Here is a 17066-nt window from a genome sequence, read left to right on the forward strand (position 1 = left end):
GCCGTGAGTGAGGCACTTCTCGCCGCCGAGGCGGCCGTGACGGAACCTGCCGTCCCGGCCGCCTCGGGGGCCCGTCAGTTCTGGCGGCGCCTGCGCACGCAGCGCGCCGCCCTGGTCGCGGCCGTGGTCGTCGCGCTGCTCGTCCTGGTCGCGCTCGCCGCGCCGCTGCTCACCGCCGTCGAGGGCCAGGACCCGACCACCTACCACCCCTCCCTGGTGGACTCCGCGCGCGGCGGCGTGCCCGTCGGGTCCCTCGGCGGGGCGAGCGCCGACCACTGGCTCGGCGTCGAACCGCAGACCGGCCGCGACCTGTTCGCGCGGCTGGTGTACGGCGCGCGCGTGTCGCTGGGCGTCGCCCTGGCCGCGACCGTCGTGCAGGTCGCTGTCGGGATCACCCTGGGGGTCGCGGCCGCGCTCGGGAAGCGCTGGGTCGATCAACTGCTGAGCCGGTTCACGGACATCATCGTCGCCATGCCGCTCATGATCATGTCGTTGGCGCTGCTCGCGGTCGTGCCGGCGAGCTTCCCGCGGCCCGTGCTCGTCGCCCTCGTGATCGGCCTGATCGGCTGGGGCAACATCGCCCGGATCGTGCGGGCCCGGACCCTGACCCTCAAGGAACTCGACCACGTCGCCGCGGCCCGGCTCAGCGGCTGGGGCACCTGGAGCATCGCCCGCCGTGAACTCCTGCCCGGGATCGCCGCGCCCGTCATCACCTACGCCGCGCTGCTCGTCCCGACGAACATCACCGTCGAGGCCGCGCTGTCCTTCCTCGGCGTGGGCGTGAAACCGCCGACCCCCTCCTGGGGACAGATGCTCACCGCCGCCGACGTCTGGTACCAGGCCGCCCCGCAGTACCTGCTGCTGCCCGCGGGCGCGCTGTTCGTCACGGTGCTCGCCCTCACCGTCCTCGGTGACGGCGTCCGCACCGCCCTCGACCCCCGCGCCGCCTCCCGGCTGCGCGTCGGAACGGGACGCAAGCGGGAGACGAGGACCACCGGGGGAGGCACGGCATGAACGGCCTCCCCGGATTCCTCCTGCGCCGCTCCGTCGGTGCCGTGATCACCCTGCTCGCCATCTCGGTGATCGTCTACGTGGTCTTCTACGCCACCCCCGGCAACGTCGCCCAGATCACCTGCGGCCCGCGCTGCTCACCGGAACAGGTGCACCAGGTGGCCCGGCAACTGAACCTGGACGACCCCCTGTTCGTGCGGTACGGGCACTTCCTCCAAGGTCTCCTCGCCGGCCAGGACTACTCGACCGGTACGTCCGTGCAGCACTGCTCCGCGCCCTGCCTGGGCCTGTCGTACCAGAGCGACCAGCAGGTCACGCGGCTGATCTGGGCGAAGCTCCCGGTCAGTCTGTCCCTGGTGACCGGCGCGATGGTGCTGTGGCTGATCCTCGGCGTCGGCACCGGGGTGCTCTCCGCCTGGCGGCGCGGCCGGTTGACCGAGCGGGTGCTGACCGGCCTCACGCTCGCCGGCACGGCCACTCCGGTCTTCGTCATCGGCCTGGTCCTGATGATCGTCGTCTGCGGCGAACTGAGCCTGCTGCCCTTCCCGCAGTACGTGGCGCTCGGCGACGACCCCGAGCAGTGGGCGTGGAACCTGCTGCTGCCCTGGCTGTCGCTCGCCCTCATCGAAGCCGCCGCGTTCGCCCGGCTGACCCGCGCGTCGATGCTGGAGACGCTGGCCGAGGACCACATCCGCACCTTCCGCGCGTACGGCGTCGGCGAACGGTCGATCGTCGGACGGCACGCGCTGCGCGGGGCGTTCGCGCCGGTCATCGCGCTCAACGCCAACAACGTCGGCTCGGCGATCGGCGGCGCGGTGCTCACCGAGACGCTGTTCGGCCTGCCCGGCATCGGACAGGAACTCGTCCACGCCGTCAAGGTCGTCGACCTGCCGGTCGTGGTCGGCATGGTCCTGGTCATCGGATTCTTCGTGGTCCTCGCCAACGCCGTCGCGGACGTCCTGTACGCGGTGGCCGACCGACGGGTGGTGCTGACATGAGCCTGGTCGACGTGACCGGCCTGCGCGTGGACTTCGGCGCGCTGCGCGCCGTCGACGGTCTCTCCTTCCGCCTGGAGGAGGGCGCCGCCCTGGCCCTGGTCGGCGAGTCCGGCTCCGGCAAGTCGACCGTGGCGTCCGCCCTGCTCGGCCTGCACCGCGGCACGGGCGCGCGGGTCGAGGGCTCGGTCGAGGTGGCCGGCACCGATGTGCAGCGGGCCTCCGACGAGGAGCTGCGCCGCCTGCGCGGCGGGTCGGCCGCCATGGTGTTCCAGGATCCGCTGTCCTCGCTCGACCCGTACTACGCGATCGGCGACCAGATCGCCGAGGTGTACCGCGTGCACACCCGCGCCTCCCGGCGGGCGGCACGCGCGCGTGCCGTCGAGGTGCTGGACCGGGTGGGCATCCCGGACGCGGCCCGACGGGCGCGGTCCCGGCCTCACGAGTTCAGCGGCGGCATGCGCCAGCGCGCCCTGATCGCCATGGCGCTCGCGTGCGAGCCCCGGCTGCTGATCGCCGACGAGCCGACGACCGCCCTCGACGTGACCGTCCAGGCCCAGGTCCTCGACCTCCTGCACACCCTGCGCGAGGAGACCGGCATGGGCCTGCTGCTCGTCACGCACGACGTGGGCGTCGCCGCCGAGAGCGCCGACGAGGTGCTGGTGATGCGGCACGGCCGGGCGGTCGAACACGGCCCGGTCGCCGGCGTGCTGGGCGCGCCCGCGGAGCCGTACACCCGGGAGCTGCTGGCCGCGGTTCCCCGGCTGGACGCGCCGCGGAAGGCCCCGATCGCGCCCGGGGAGGTCGTCCTTGAGGCGACCGGCCTCCGGCGCGCGTTCGGACGCGGGAAGCGGGCGGTCACGGCCGTGGACGACGTGTCGCTGACCCTGCGACGCGGCGAGACCCTCGGGATCGTCGGCGAGAGCGGCAGCGGCAAGACGACCCTCGGGCGCATGCTCGTCGGACTGCTGGAGCCGACGGCGGGATCGCTGACCTTCGACGGCCGCGCGCACACCGGGGTGGACCCGGCCGTGCAGATGGTCTTCCAGGACCCCGTCTCCTCCCTCAACCCCCGCCGCAGCGTGGGCGAGGCCGTCGCCGACCCGCTGCGGGCCCGGGGCGAACGGCAGGAGGGGCGCATCCGGGAGCGCGTGGGAGAACTGCTGGAGCGCGTGGGGCTCGAAGCGGCGCACTACGACCGCTATCCCCACGAGTTCAGCGGCGGGCAGCGCCAGCGGATCGGCATCGCCCGGGCCCTCGCGGCCGGCCCGCGCGTCATCGTCTGCGACGAGCCGGTCTCAGCCCTCGACGTCACCACCCAGGCCCATGTCGTCGCCCTGCTCGCGGAGTTGCAGCGCGAACTCGGGCTCGCGCTGGTCTTCGTCGCGCACGACCTGTCCGTGGTCCGCCAGGTCAGCGACCGGGTCGCGGTGATGCGACGGGGCCGGATCGTCGAGGAAGGACCCGTCGAGGAGGTGTACGTGTCGCCGCGCGATCCGTACACCCGGCAACTGCTGGCCGCCGTACCGGCGCTCGAACCCGAGGCCGCCGCGCGCCGCCGGGCACGGCGACGGGAGTTGGCCGCGGCATGACGATCCGTGTCCGCTTGATCTCCTAGCGGGACAGAACGCGACCCGCACGGGAAAGTTACGACCGTTCACCCCTTTTGGTGGTGCGATGGACAACCGTCCGTCGCACCACCGCCTTGTCCGCATACGTTCGTCCCGCTGCGAGCCGCCGGGCAACGGCGGCTCCCCATACGGGAGATCGGGGGTGCACTCGTGCGCATCGGACTGCTTACGGAGGGTGGCTATCCGTATGTGAGCGGTGACGCCAGGCTCTGGTGCGACCGGCTGGTCCACGGACTCGCCCAGCACGAGTTCGACGTCTACGCGCTCAGCCGCAGCCGGCACCAGGAGGACGAGGGCTGGATCCCCCTGCCGCCGAACGTCCGCCGGGTCCGCACCGCGCCGCTGTGGACGGCCGAGGACGACGAGGTGGTGCTCGGGCGTCGCGCGCGCCGGCGCTTCACCGAGTGCTTCGGGGAACTGGCCGCCGTGCTCTGCGGGGCGTCCGGGAGCGCCTCCTCCACGGGGCAGCCCGGGAGTGTGCCGGCCTCTGAGGCGGACCGTTTCGCCAACGCTCTGTACGGGCTCGCCGAACTCGCCCGCGACGAGGGCGGGCTGGTGGGGGCCCTCCGCTCGGAGGCCGCCGTACGCACCCTGGAGCGCGCCTGTCGTGCGCCCGGCGCGCACCGCTCCGCGCGCGAGGCCCGCGTACCCGATCTACTCGCCGTCGCCGCGCACCTGGAACGCACCCTGCGCCCGCTCTCCCTCGACTGGTACGAGGACGTCGGGCTCGGTGCGGTCGACCTCTGCCACGCCGCGTCCGGCGGCACCGCCGCCCTGTCCGGGCTGCTGGCCCGGCACTTCACCGGCGTGCCCCTGATGGTCACCGAGTACGGCGTGCGCCTGCGCACCCACTACCTCACCGCCCCCGACGCCCCGCCCGCCGTGCGGTCCCTGCTGGCGGCCTTCCACGGCCGGCTCGCCGCCGAGGCTTACGGGCGTGCCGAGGTCGTCACCGCCGGCAACACCCACGCCCGCCGCTGGCAGGAGCGCTGCGGCGCCGACCGCGACAAGCTCCGCACGGTCTACCCCGGCATGAACGCCCGGCCCTTCGCCGAGGTGGGCGAGTCCCCGGACGGCGCCGACCCGGCCACACTCGTCTGGGTCGGCCGCGTCGAGCCCGCCAAGGACCTGGTCTCCCTGCTGCACGCCTTCGCGGAGATCCGCAAGCGGGAACCCAAGACCCGCCTGCGCGTCGTCGGCGCCCCGGCCGGCCCCGAAGGCGCGGCCTACCTCGGCCACTGCCGCACCCTGGCCGCCCAGCTCTTCCCCGACGAGGCCGAGGGCCCGCACACCGCCGGCGACAACCCCGTCTCCTTCGAGGAGGTCGGCGGCCCCGAACTCCCGGCCACCGCCGACGCCTACGCCTCGGGCGCCGTGACCGTCCTCTCCAGCGTCGTCGAGGGCTTCCCCCTCAGCCTCGTGGAGGCCATGCTCTGCGGGCGCGCGACGGTGTCGACGGACGTCGGCGCGGTCGTGGAGGTCATCGGCGGCACGGGGCTCGTCGTGCCGCCGCGCAATCCACGGGCGCTCGCCGAGGCGTGCGTGGCGCTGTTGCGCGACCCCGAGCGCCGTGCGCGACTGGGTGCCGCCGCTCGCGCCCGTGCCCTCGAACTGTTCACGGTCGAGCAGAACATCGAGGCATTTCACGGCATCTACCTGGAGATCGTCTCGCGTGCGCCCGTCCGCCGGGTCCTCGACGGGGCCGGAGATCCGCTGCCGTTCGCGGTTCCCGCCGAGGCGCACGTGCCGGTCCGCTGGAGCGCCGCGTCACCCCGCCTCGCCCGCGGCGCATCCGGCTGGCCGGGGGGCAACCCCGTGCGCGCCACCACGTCCGTCCACGCCCCGGAGGCAGCGCGATGAACGACTTGGGCGAACTGGACCGTCCGGGAACGGGGACCCCGACGGGCCCCGGGGGGCGGGAGGCCCACCCGGAGCGGGAGCGGGAGCAGGAGCGGGCTTCGGCGCCCAGGGACTCAACCGGTCCCGGCACCGACGTGGAGCGGGGAGAGCGGGGGGAAGACACGCCGCCGGGGGAGCAGGGGGCCGCTACCGGGGGCAAGACCCCGGTGCAGTGCGAGTCGGGCGTCGACTGCGAAGTGCCGCCGCTTGAGCGGCGTGAGTCGGCTACCGACCGTGGAGTGCCGCTTGGGCGGCGTGAGACGGCGACTGGTCGCGAGGCGGCGTCCGTTCGGCGTGAGTCGGCCGTCGACCACGAGGCCGCGTCCGTTCGGCGTGGGTCGGCCGTCGACCACGAGGCCGCGTCCGTTCGGCGTGAGTCGGCCGCCGGCCGCGAAGAGCACCTTGTACGGCGTGAGTCGGCGACCGGCTCCGGTGCGGCGGCTGTGCAGCGCGAGTCGGCCGCCGGCCGCGAAGAGCACCTTGTACGGCGTGAGTCGGCGACCGGCTCCGGTGCGGCGGCTGTGCAGCGCGAGTCGGCCACCGACCGTGAAGTGCCGTTAGAGCGGCGTGAGGCGGCCCCCGGCCCCGATGCGGCGTCCGTTCGGCGTGAGTCGGCCGCCGGCCGCACGGCGTCCACCCCGCGTCGGGGAGCCGCCGACCCCGTGAAAGCGCTGATGCACCGTCACCGGGAACTCTGCGAACGTGCGGTGGACCCCCTGGAGATCGCCGCCGGCCTGGAGGCACACGGCATCACCGACCGGACCGCCGCCCGCTTCCGCCACCGGGACGTCTTCTCCCTCGCGGAGGAGATGTACGCCCGCGTCTCGCCCGACGGAGACACACCCCCGCCCGCGCCGCCCGCCGCACCCCGGGTGCGCGCCGACTGGGCCCTCCTGACGCTCCTGCCCGGGGCGCTGTGCGCCGCCGCCGTGACCGCCATGCACCTCACCCACGGCCGGACGCGCCTGTTCGCGGCCGCTGCCGGTGTCCTCGCCGTGGTCCTGGCCCTTCGCGCGGCCCTGCGCCGAGGGCCCCTGAGCAGGACCGACGCGGACCGGCCCGGACCGCGTCCCGGCGCGACCGACGGCCGAACCGCGCCCTGGACCCTGTGGCTCGTCACCTACTCCCTCCTCGGCAACGGTCTGCTTCCCAGCGCCCTCTCCGGAGGCCCCGACGTGCTGCCCGACGGCACGACCGACGGCCCCTGGCCCCTCACCCTCGCCCCGGTCCTGGCCCTCGCCCTGGCCTGCGCGCCCGCCGCCTGGACGGCGCACTTCTTCAGCACGCGGGCTCGCCGCCGACTCGCGGCCAGCCGTGGCCTCGAGGACTTCGCCGCTGCCGTCCGGCCCCTCCTGCTCGGCGTGATCACCCTGTTCCTGGGGGCCTTGGCGATCCTGCTCACCCTCTGCGCGACATACCTCGACGAGCCCGCGGCCTACGCGGAGGTCCTCACCCTGGGCGCCCTCCTCTTCCTCGCCCGGCTCCTCACCGCGTACGGCTTCACCTACGCCCCGGCGGTCGTCCTCACCGCGGCGGCCACGGCTGAGGCGGCCGCCCTCGCCTCCGTCTTCGCCTCCCGCCTCCCCGGTCTCGGCCTCCTGGCCACCCCCGCCGACACCCTCGTCACCACCTGGGGTGCCGGCAGCGTCCCCACCCTCGCCTGCGGAGCGGCGGCCCTGGCCCTCTTGGTCCACACCACCCGCAAGCTGACCCGGGCCTCGGCCCACGCACCGCCGGAGCCCGCGCGGTGACCACTGCGGGCAACGGCCCCACCGCCACAGGGACCGGCGCCACCGTCGCAGGCAGGAACCGCACAGGCAGCAGCACCCGCCCCACCCCATCCCCCTTCCTTCCCGCATCGAGGAGAACCGCATGATCACCCACCCAGGAACCCCGGCGAACAGGGGAGCCGCGCGATGAGAGTCCTGCTGATCGGAGCCAACGGCTACATCGGCCGCTTCGTCGCCGACCGCCTGCTCGCCGACCCGGCCGTTCAACTCACCGCCCTCGGTCGCGGTGACGACGCCGACGTCCGCTTCGACCTCGCCTCCGGCAGCCCCGGCGCCCTCACCCGCTTCCTCGACGCGGTGCACCCGGGCGTCGTCGTCAACTGCGCCGGCGCCACCCGCGGCGGGGCCCGCGAGCTGACCCGCCACAACACCGTCGCCGTGGCCACCGTCTGCGAGGCCCTGCGCCGCAGCGGCTGCGGTGCCCGCCTGGTGCAGATCGGGTGCAGCGCCGAATACGGCCCGAGCCAGCCCGGCTCGTCCACGGCCGAGGACGCCGTGCCCCGGCCCGGCGGCCCGTACGGCGTCAGCAAACTCGCCGCCACCGAACTCGTCCTCGGCTCCGGCCTGGACGCCGTCGTCCTGCGCGTCTTCTCCCCGGCCGGACCCGGCACCCCCGCCGGCTCCCCGCTGGGCCGTCTCGCCGAGGCCATGCGCCGGGCCATGCAGTCAGGCGACGGCGAACTGAAGCTCGGCGGCCTCGGCGCACAGCGCGACTTCGTCGATGTCCGCGATGTGGCCCGCGCCGTCCACGCCGCCTCGCTGTCCGCCGCGCAGGGCGTGATCAACATCGGCTCCGGCCGCGCCGTGCGTCTGCGCGACGCCGCCGCTGTCCTCGCCCGCGTAGCCGGATACGGCGGTGCCCTCCACGAACTCGACGGCCCGCCCGGCGCCCTGCGCCCGGCCATCGGCCATCCTCGCCCCGACCCGGACCACGCACCGCCCGTCGCATTCCCGTACCCGGACGGCTGCGGCAGCTGGCAGCAGGCCGATGTGCGCACCGCGCGCGACCGGCTCGGCTGGCGCCCGCGCATCGGACTGGAGGAGTCCCTCGCCGACATCTGGATGGAGGCGGCATGCCGCATCTGACCAGCACCCGGCGGCGCACCTCGGACACGGAACTCCGCCCCGGCGTCGGAGTCCCCGGTTACGCGCATCCCCTCCTCGCTCCCACCGAGTGGGGCGAACTGACCCGCCCCGGCACCCCACTGCACTGGGTGGTCCTGAACGTGGCCGACGGCCCCGGAACCCGCCCCGACCCGCACTGCCTGGAAGCGGCCGGGCGTCTGCGCAACGCGGGCGTGCGCGTCCTCGGCCATCTCGACACCCGGTACGGCACCCGGAACTTCGGCGAGCTCATCTCCGACGCCCACCGGTTCGTGGACTGGTACCAGGTCGACGGGTTCCTCCTGGAGCGCTGCCCGGCGGACCACGCCGGGCTGCCCGAGGTGCGCCGCACGATCGCCGCGCTGCGGGTGATCCGTGACGCTGCCCACATCGTCCTGGGGCACGGCATCCACCCGCACCCCGGCTACGTCGAGCTCGCCGACCAGCTCGTCACCTTCTCCGGCCCCTGGAGCGACTACCGCTGGTCGCAGGTGGCCGAGTGGACCACCGGCCATGAGCCCGGGCGCTTCTGCCACTTCGTCCACGGCGTGCCCCACCCCCACCTGGCCGAGGCGTTGCGCATCGCCCGCCGGCAGGGCGCCGGGACGGTCTGGATCACCGACCACACGGACCGGGGCGGCCACACCGACCCCTGGGAAGCCATGCCCGGCTACTGGGACGAATTCGTCTCGCGTGTCGGAACAGGTGTCTCGGAATGAAAAAGGGCATGGCACTGTTACGGGGAGAACAACCGTAGTGATTGACCGACCAACGGAGTCCCCGTGTCGCTGCCACCCCTGGTCGAGCCGGCTTCCGAGCTCACCGTAGACGAGGTCCGCAGGTACTCCCGCCACCTGATCATCCCCGACGTGGGGATGGACGGGCAGAAGCGGCTGAAGAACGCCAAGGTGCTGTGTGTGGGCGCCGGCGGCCTGGGCTCGCCGGCGCTGATGTACCTGGCCGCCGCGGGCGTCGGCACCCTCGGCATCGTGGAGTTCGACGAGGTCGACGAGTCGAACCTGCAGCGCCAGATCATCCACAGCCAGGCCGACATCGGCCGCTCGAAGGCCGAGTCCGCCCGCGACAGCGTCCAGGGCATCAACCCGTACGTGAACGTGATCCTTCACGAGGAGCGGCTCGAGGCCGACAACGTGATGGACATCTTCAGCCAGTACGACCTGATCGTCGACGGCACGGACAACTTCGCGACCCGCTACCTCGTCAACGACGCCTGCGTGCTGCTGAACAAGCCGTACGTATGGGGTTCGATCTACCGCTTCGACGGCCAGGCGTCCGTCTTCTGGTCCGAGCACGGTCCCTGCTACCGCTGCCTGTACCCGGAGCCCCCGCCCCCCGGCATGGTCCCCTCCTGCGCCGAGGGCGGTGTCCTGGGCGTGCTGTGCGCCTCCATCGGCTCCATCCAGGTCAACGAGGCCATCAAGCTCCTCGCCGGCATCGGTGAGCCGCTGGTGGGCCGGCTGATGATCTACGACGCCCTGGAGATGCAGTACCGCCAGGTCAAGGTCCGCAAGGACCCGAACTGCGCGGTCTGCGGCGAGAACCCGACCGTCACCGAACTCATCGACTACGAGGCCTTCTGCGGCGTCGTCTCCGAGGAGGCCCAGGCGGCGGCCGCCGACTCGACGATCACTCCCAAGCAGCTCAAGGAGTGGATCGACGACGGCGAGAGCATCGACATCATCGACGTCCGCGAGCCGAACGAGTACGAGATCGTCTCCATCCCGGGCGCCCGCCTGATCCCGAAGAACGAGTTCCTCATGGGCACCGCCCTGGAGAGCCTCCCGCAGGACAAGAAGATCGTCCTGCACTGCAAGACGGGTGTCCGCAGTGCGGAAGTCCTCGCGGTCCTCAAGTCCGCGGGCTTCTCGGACGCGGTCCACGTCGGCGGTGGCGTGATCGGCTGGGTCAACCAGATCGAGCCGTCCAAGCCGGTCTACTGAGCCGCATCCGGCTCGCCTCTCCGAACGGCGGGGGTTTCGCGCACCACGGGCGCCCGGAACCCCCGCCGTCGTCATGAGCAGACCTTGCCGTCCTTCGGCACCGAGCCGTCCAGCAGATACGCGTTCACCGTGGAGTCGACGCAGTCGCTCCCACTGCCGTAGGCGCCATGCCCCTCGCCGCGCCAGGTGAGCAGCACTCCGACACCCTTGCCCAGCTCGCCGGCCATCCTGCGGGCCCCCTCGTAGGGGGTCGCCGGGTCGCCCGTGTTGCCGACGACCAGGATCGGGGCCGCGCCGGGGGCGCTCACCTCCGGGGTGTCGTGCTGCCCGGCCACCGGCCAGCCGTGGCACCAGCCGGCCGTGTCCCAGCCGAGGGACGTGCCGAAGACCGGAGAGATCTTCTCGAACCGGGGCAGCAGCTTTTTCGTCTCGTCCGGGGTGGGCCGCTGCCGGTCGTCCAGGCACGATATGACCCGCTGGGAGTGGGTGGTGGTGCCGTAGCGCCCCGAGGGGTCGCGTTCGTTGTAGCGGTCGGCGAGGACCAGCAGCTCCGAGCCGTCGCCCTTCTCGGCCGCCTCGAGGGCGCCCGTGAGGGCCGGCCAGCTGTCCTTGCTGTACAGCGGCAGGATGATGCCGGTGATCGCGAGGCTCTGCGTCAGCTTCCGCCCGGGTGTGCCCGTGGGCAGGGGGCGCGCGTCGATCCGTCGCAGCAGGGCCGCGATCTTCCGTGAACCCGCCCGGGGGTCCTGGCCGGTGGATGCGAGGTAGCCGTTCAGCGCGCGTTGGAAGCCCTGGGCCTGGTTCCGGGCGTGGCCCACGGTGTCGGCGGTGGGGTCGACGACCGCGTCCAGCGTCATGCGCCCCACGTTCCTGGGGAAGAGGTGGGCGTAGGTGCCGCCCAGTTCGGTGCCGTAGGAGATGCCGAAGTAGTTCGTCCTGGCGTCGCCGAGGGCTTTCCGGATGCGGTCCATGTCGCGGGCGGAGTCGGCGGTCGACACGTGCGCCATCAGCTTCCCGGCGTCCTTCTGGCAGCCCTTGGCGAAGGCGGCGGCGTCCGCGAAGTACGCCTTCTCCTCGGCCGGGGTGTCCGGTGTGGCGTCCACCGATTCGGCGGCCTGGATCTCCTTGTCGCCGCGGCAGCGCACCCCTTCGCTGGCGCCCACACCGCGCGGGTCCCAGCTCACCAGGTCGTACCGCTCACGGAGTGAGGAGACGGTCGGGGCGTACGACGGCATCATGGACACGCCCGAGGCACCCGGGCCGCCGAAGTTGAACAGCAGCGATCCGGCGCGGTCCTCGCCGCGGGCCCTGGCGCGGATCAGTGCCAGACCGATCGTCTCGCCGTCCGGCTTCGACCAGTCCAGCGGCACCTTCAGCGTCGCGCACTGCCATTCGCTGCTGGGCGCGGGAGCGTCGGCGGTGGCCTTGCAGCGGCTCCACGCCAGGCCGCTCTTGTCGTCGTCGGACGAACCGCCGCCGCAACCGGCGGCCAGCAGGGCCGAGGCGACCGCCAGAGCGGTCCACCGAACGTAGCGCGTCATTGCCCATCCCCCCTCGCAGGCCGTCCGCTCGGTGCCGCGGATGGCGTCAGGCCATGGTAGGCAGATCCCCACTCCGGCCGTTTCGGCCTGTGGATAACCCTCTGACCTGCATGTTTGTTGCGAGTGTTGGGGTGTCAGGTGCAGACGGTTCCCGTCGGCGGCACCTTCCCGTCCAGCAGATAACCGTTCACCGCACCCTGCACGCACGGGTTCTTGCTGTCGTAGGCGCCATGCCCCTGACCCCGGTACGTGAGCTCGACACCGACGCCCTTGCCCAGCGCGTTCACCATCGCCTTCGCGCCCTCGTACGGCGTGGCCGGGTCACCGGTGTTGCCGACGACCAGGATGGGCGCCGAACCCGGAGCGCTCACGTCCGGATGGTCGGCCGCGCCCGCCACGGCCCAGTCGGTGCAGCCGATCATGCCCCAGGCCAGGGAGTCGCCGAACAGCGGTGACGCGGCCCGGAACTCCGGCAGCCGACGCTCGACGTAGGCGGCGTCGTAACGCGGTTTGGCGTCGGCGCAGCTGATGGCGGTGAAGGCGGCGGTCGAGTTGTCGTACTCGCCGTTCTCGCTGCGACCGTTCATCGAGTCCGAGAGCAGCATCAGCGTGCTGCCGTCACCGTCGTACGCCTCTTCCAGACCCTCGGTGAGGAACTCCCAGAAGTCCTTCGAGTACAGGGCCTGCAAGATGCCGCTGGTCGCCGCGGTCTGGGTCAGCCGGCGGGGGAAGATCCCCTGGATCGGATTGCCGTCGAGGTCCTTCAGCAGCGTGGCGATACGGTTCTTCACGTCCTGCGCGCTGTCCCCGATCGGGCACTCCTCGGTCTTCGACACACAGTCCTCGGCGAAGTTGTCGAGCGCGAGCTGGAAGCCCTTGGTCTGCCCGAGCGTGCTCTCTTCGGGGTCACGGGTGGGATCGACGACGGCGTCGAACACGGCACGGCCGACCCGCCGGGGGAAGAGGTGGGCGTAGACGCCGCCCAGTTCGGTGCCGTAGGAGATGCCGAAGTAGTGCAGCTTGTCATCGCCGAGGACATGGCGCATCAGGTCCAGGTCGCGGGCCGCGTCGGTGGTGCGCACGTGCGGGAGGATCTTCTTCGACTCCTGCTCGCAGGCGTCGTTGAACTCCTTGGTGCTGTCCAGGAGCTGGGTGCGCTCGGCGGCGTCGTCGGGGGTGCCGTCCTGCTGGAAGTAGGCGTCGAGCTGCTGGTCGTTCTCGCAGATCACGGGGTCGCTGCGGCCGACGCCGCGCGGGTCGAAGCTGACCAGGTCGTAGCGCGTGCGCAGTTTCTCGTAGTCCTTGGCGAAGGCGGGCAGCGTGGCGACGCCCGAGCCGCCGGGGCCGCCGAAGTTGAAGACGAGCGAGCCGATGCGTTCGTTCCCGGCGCCGGTGCTCTGGACCCTGATCAGTTCGAGGCCGATGGTGTCGCCCTTGGGGTCGCTCCAGTCGAGCGGGGCCTTCATCGTCGCGCACTGCCACTCACCGTCGTCCGGCAGGGGAGTGGGCGCCGGGCCACCGCCCTGGGCCTCGTCCGGGGCCGGGCAGGCCTTCCAGCTCAGTTCCTGCCGGGTCACGTCCACGTCCTGGGCGTCGTCGCCGCAGCCCGCCAGCACGCTGGAGAGCAGCACGGCGGAGGCGGTCAGGGCGGCGGCGCGCAGCCGGAGGCGGGTTGGCATGGTTCCATCCTGCGGCGGCCCCGGGCGGGGCGCGCGGGACGCGTGCCGTATGAGGGAGTAGTGACCGGCGGGGCCGACGGGGCGCTTTCGCCCCGGTCGCGTCAGAGGGCCTGTTTGCGGGTGAGGTGGGTGAAGGCCAGCCAGCCAGGCAGCACGGGCAGCCACAGGGTCAGCAGGCGGAACAGCAGGACCGCCGGTGCCGCGACCTCCTTGGGCAGCCCGACGGCGATCAGACCGACCGTCAGGGTCGCCTCGACCGCGCCCACACCACCCGGGGTCGGCGCCGCGGACCCGAGGGCGTTGCCCGCGAGGAAGACGACGGCGACGCTGGCGATGCTGATCGAGGTCGACTCGTCACCGAACGCGCGGATCGACGCGTCCAGGCACATCACGAAGCAGGCGGTCAGCAGCAGCATGCCGCCGATGCCCGTGACCAGCTTCTGCGGCCGCTGGAGCACGTCGAGCATGCGCGGTACGACACCAGCGAACAGCGACCGCACGCGCGTGACGACGAACTTCCGCAGGAACGGCACCGACGTGACCACCAGCACCAGCACCGCCACCGTCAGCAGACCGGCGATGACCGTCCGGGAAGGCGACAGCGAGGGCGTCTTCTCGGTGCCGGTCAGGTAGCCGAACGACAGCAGCATCAGGATGTGACAGCCGAGCCCGAACAGCTGCGACGCGCCGACACTCGCCACCGCGAGCCCCGGCCGCACTCCCGCGCGCTGCAGGAAGCGCGTGTTGAGCGCCACACCGCCCACCGCCGCCGGGGCGACGATCTTCACGAACGACCCGGCGACCTGGGCCGCCACGGTCCGCACGAACGGCACCCGCTCGGGCACGAATCCCAGCAGGGCCATCGCCGCGGCGACGTAGCTGCACATCGAGAACAGCACAGCCGCGGCGACCCAGCCCCACTCGGCGTGCGCGATGAGCGGCCCGAACTCGATGTGCGTGAGCTGCGTCAGCAGGAAGTACGCGCCGATCGCACCCGCGATGAAACTGATCAGGGTGCGCGGACGCACCCGCTCCAGCCGGGCCGGCTCGACGGGTGCCTGCGGCCTGATCCGCAGCACCGCGTGCCGGATCTGCGTGAGCAGGTCCTCCTCGCGCGCCTCTTCCAGGGCCTCGTCGATCGCCCGCTTCTCGGCCCGCTGCTCCGCCCGCACGGCCTTCTTGTCGGGCTTCTCCAGCACGGACGCGGACTCGTCCGCGTCCTCCTCCAGCCGGGCCTGCTTGGCCTGCCGGGACGCCTCCAGCACCGCGTCCCGCTCGCGCTGCGCCCGCTCCCGGGCCAGTCTGCGCAGCGTCGCGCGCGTGGAACGGCTGAGCGCGATGGGCTGGAGCATCGGCAGGCAGTCCGCGACCGCGTCGGGGCCGAGCACGCCCACCGCCGAGGCCACCGCACGCTCGGCGCCCACCCGCAGGCCGAGGGTCACCAGCAGCTGGGAGGTGTCCATGCGCAGCAGCAGATCGCCGGCCGCGATCTCGCCGACGCGCAGGTCGGTGAGGATCACCGTGCCGGAACGATCCACCAGGATCGCGTCTCCCACCAGCCTGCGGTGCGCGATGCGCCGCGACTGCAGGGCCTTCACCTGGTGCCAGGTGTCCCGCAGCAGGTCGTCGGTGATCTCCTCGTCCGGCAGCGAGTCGAGGGTGCGCCCGCCGCTGTGCTCGTAGACGAGCATCACCGCGTCCGGGCCGAGCTCGGAGGTGGCGATCAGCTTGGGGGCGTTGGCACCGGCCGCGATGGCCGCGTACGCCAGCAGCGCCTCCTGCTCCAGGGCCTGCCGCAGCGACTGGAGGCTGCTGCGGGTGGCGAAGCCGCGCAGGGTGAGGTTGCGCCAGGCGCGGTAGAAGAACCCCTGCGCCTGCTGCTCCCGGTCGACCACGGTCACGTCCAGGGGCGGACCGTCCTCGAGAGTGACGAAGTAGCGCCGGCCCCGGTCTCCGGCGTCCGGGTTGTCCGAGGTGTCCTCGCGGGACGCGCTGACCGGGCGGAATCCCACGGTCCGCAGACCGGCCATCAGCGTCTGCCCGGTGGGCCGGACGTTGGGCGAGCCGACCGCGTAGAGGGTGCCGTAGGCCACGGTCCAGCCGATCAGCACCGTCAGGATGATCGAGAACGGAGTCGTGTAGCCGGTGACGAGCATCGAGAAGGCGTCGAGGAGCAGCACGACCCACAGCACCGCGCGCCACCTGGGTCTGCGCGACATGCCGACGGCCGTCATGTAGGCGATGACCGGGGCCAGATAGCCGTGCACGGGGTCGGTCAGCGCGTGGATGTCGCCGGGGGAGGGCTGGGTGAGCGCCTCCTGGATCGAGTCGGGCGCGGCCCGGGCGACCCACAGGTCGGTGGCGAGGGTCACACCGTGTGCGAGGACCGCCGCCAGGACGCCGTCGGCGATCCGCAGCCCGTCCCGCTTGATCAGCCGCTCGATGGCGAAGGCGACCGGCACCAGCAGGATCGCGATGCTGGAGGCCAGTCCCGCGATCTTGATGAGCAGGTCCGGGGCCTGTCCGGTGCCCTTGTTGATGTCCTGTTCGAGGCCCGAGGTGGTGCCGTGCGCGAACGCGGCGATCCCGATCAGGATCGCGACGGCGAGCACGCCCACCAGCAGGCGCATCAGGTCTGACGGGCGGTGCACGCGCGCGGGGAGCAGCGGTTCGTCGCCCTCCACCTCGTCGATGTGCGCGAAGTCGGGCTCCTCGCCGGCCGTGCGGGGCTTCTTCGCGGCCCCCTTGGGGCCGTCGTCCGGAGCGGCCGGGCGCGACGAAGCGTCAGAGGTGGCGTCCGTCCCCTCCGGGTGCGCACCCTGCTGCTTCATCGTCTCTTCTTGGTCTCGTATCACCGATCACCGCCCGCACGATGGTGGCATGCCGCACCGGCACACGGGGCATTCAGGGTGCACATGCGGGGGCGGACAGTCTGCCCGACGCGCTCCCGCCGGGCGGGGAGAACGCCCGGGAACGCCCCAGGCCCGTTGTCGGTGGGGTGCGGCAGGATGGGACGGATGAGTGAGCAGAGCCCTGAGGGGGGCCGGTACGAGGACGGGCCCGCGCAAGCGCTGCCCGAGTACGCCGAGCGGGTCCTCGACGTCGCCGAACTGATCCCGCCGGGCCGTGTCATGACCTACGGGGACGTCGCCGAGTGGCTGGAGCAGGGCGGCCCGCGGCAGGTCGGCCGCGTGATGGCGCTCTACGGGGGAGCCGCTCCGTGGTGGCGGGTCGTCCGCGCGGACGGCGTCCTGCTGCCCGGGCACGAGCAGCGGGCGCTCGGCCACTACCGGGCGGAGGGCACGCCCCTGAAGGAGGCGAGCCGCGCCGCCGAGGGCCACCTGCCGCGCATCGACATGAGACGGGCGCGGTGGGACGGCGGCGATCGCGCGGAGGGTCACACCTGACAGCTTCCGCCATCGGACGGCCTCTCGTGTGACCCGTGATCCGTACGG

Annotated in this window: 12 protein-coding genes; 9 read left to right on the forward strand and 3 right to left on the reverse strand. The window is 72.7% G+C overall.

All coding sequences use genetic code 11. From position 1 onward, the window contains the following. Nucleotides 1–3 precede the first annotated feature (3 nt). The 8 genes from AC0665_RS03530 (at nt 4) to moeZ (ending at nt 10391) form a co-directional block, all read left to right on the forward strand. Nucleotides 4–1014: an ABC transporter permease gene (locus AC0665_RS03530; RefSeq protein WP_478704341.1), complete on the forward strand. Its 1011-nt coding sequence runs from the start codon at nt 4–6 to the stop codon at nt 1012–1014. Then, complete coding sequence (locus AC0665_RS03535; protein WP_478604686.1) at nt 1011–2009, forward strand: ABC transporter permease; 999 nt, start codon at nt 1011–1013, stop codon at nt 2007–2009. The genes AC0665_RS03530 and AC0665_RS03535 overlap by 4 nt, the downstream gene beginning before the upstream one ends. Then, on the forward strand, nt 2006–3598 hold the full coding sequence (locus tag AC0665_RS03540; RefSeq protein ID WP_478604683.1) for a dipeptide ABC transporter ATP-binding protein: 1593 nt from the start codon (nt 2006–2008) through the stop codon (nt 3596–3598). Before AC0665_RS03535 ends, AC0665_RS03540 begins: the two co-directional genes overlap by 4 nt. Nucleotides 3599–3787: 189 nt before the next feature. Continuing rightward, nucleotides 3788–5497, forward strand: coding sequence for a DUF3492 domain-containing protein (locus tag AC0665_RS03545; RefSeq protein WP_478704342.1), 1710 nt, complete (start codon nt 3788–3790; stop codon nt 5495–5497). A gap of 560 nt (nt 5498–6057) precedes the next feature. Next, a complete protein-coding gene (locus tag AC0665_RS03550) occupies nt 6058–7287 on the forward strand; it encodes a hypothetical protein (protein WP_478704427.1) in 1230 nt (409 codons plus the stop codon). 165 nt (nt 7288–7452) lie between these two features. Next, complete coding sequence (locus AC0665_RS03555) at nt 7453–8412, forward strand: NAD-dependent epimerase/dehydratase family protein (protein ID WP_478604676.1); 960 nt, start codon at nt 7453–7455, stop codon at nt 8410–8412. Beyond that, entirely contained in the window at nt 8400–9149 is a 750-nt protein-coding gene (locus tag AC0665_RS03560; protein ID WP_478704343.1) for a spherulation-specific family 4 protein, read from the forward strand. The genes AC0665_RS03555 and AC0665_RS03560 overlap by 13 nt, the downstream gene beginning before the upstream one ends. 63 nt (nt 9150–9212) lie before the next feature. After that, complete coding sequence (moeZ, locus tag AC0665_RS03565; protein WP_363117154.1) at nt 9213–10391, forward strand: adenylyltransferase/sulfurtransferase MoeZ; 1179 nt, start codon at nt 9213–9215, stop codon at nt 10389–10391. A gap of 71 nt (nt 10392–10462) precedes the next feature. Here the strand turns inward: moeZ and AC0665_RS03570 are convergent, their stop codons facing one another. From AC0665_RS03570 to AC0665_RS03580, 3 genes are all read right to left on the reverse strand, one after another. Continuing rightward, nucleotides 10463–11932, reverse strand: coding sequence for an alpha/beta hydrolase (locus AC0665_RS03570; protein ID WP_478704344.1), 1470 nt, complete (start codon nt 11930–11932; stop codon nt 10463–10465). Nucleotides 11933–12066: 134 nt separating this feature from the next. After that, entirely contained in the window at nt 12067–13611 is a 1545-nt protein-coding gene (locus AC0665_RS03575; RefSeq protein ID WP_478704345.1) for an alpha/beta hydrolase, read from the reverse strand. A 101-nt stretch (nt 13612–13712) separates the two neighbouring features. Next, nucleotides 13713–16442, reverse strand: coding sequence for a lysylphosphatidylglycerol synthase domain-containing protein (locus AC0665_RS03580; RefSeq protein ID WP_478704346.1), 2730 nt, complete (start codon nt 16440–16442; stop codon nt 13713–13715). Nucleotides 16443–16628: 186 nt separating this feature from the next. Here AC0665_RS03580 and AC0665_RS03585 point away from each other — a divergent pair, with 186 nt between their 5' ends. After that, nucleotides 16629–17018: an MGMT family protein gene (locus AC0665_RS03585; RefSeq protein ID WP_260461299.1), complete on the forward strand. Its 390-nt coding sequence runs from the start codon at nt 16629–16631 to the stop codon at nt 17016–17018. The last annotated feature ends 48 nt before the right edge of the window (nt 17019–17066 follow it).

It is taken from the genome of Streptomyces sp. NPDC043685 (assembly GCF_056436585.1).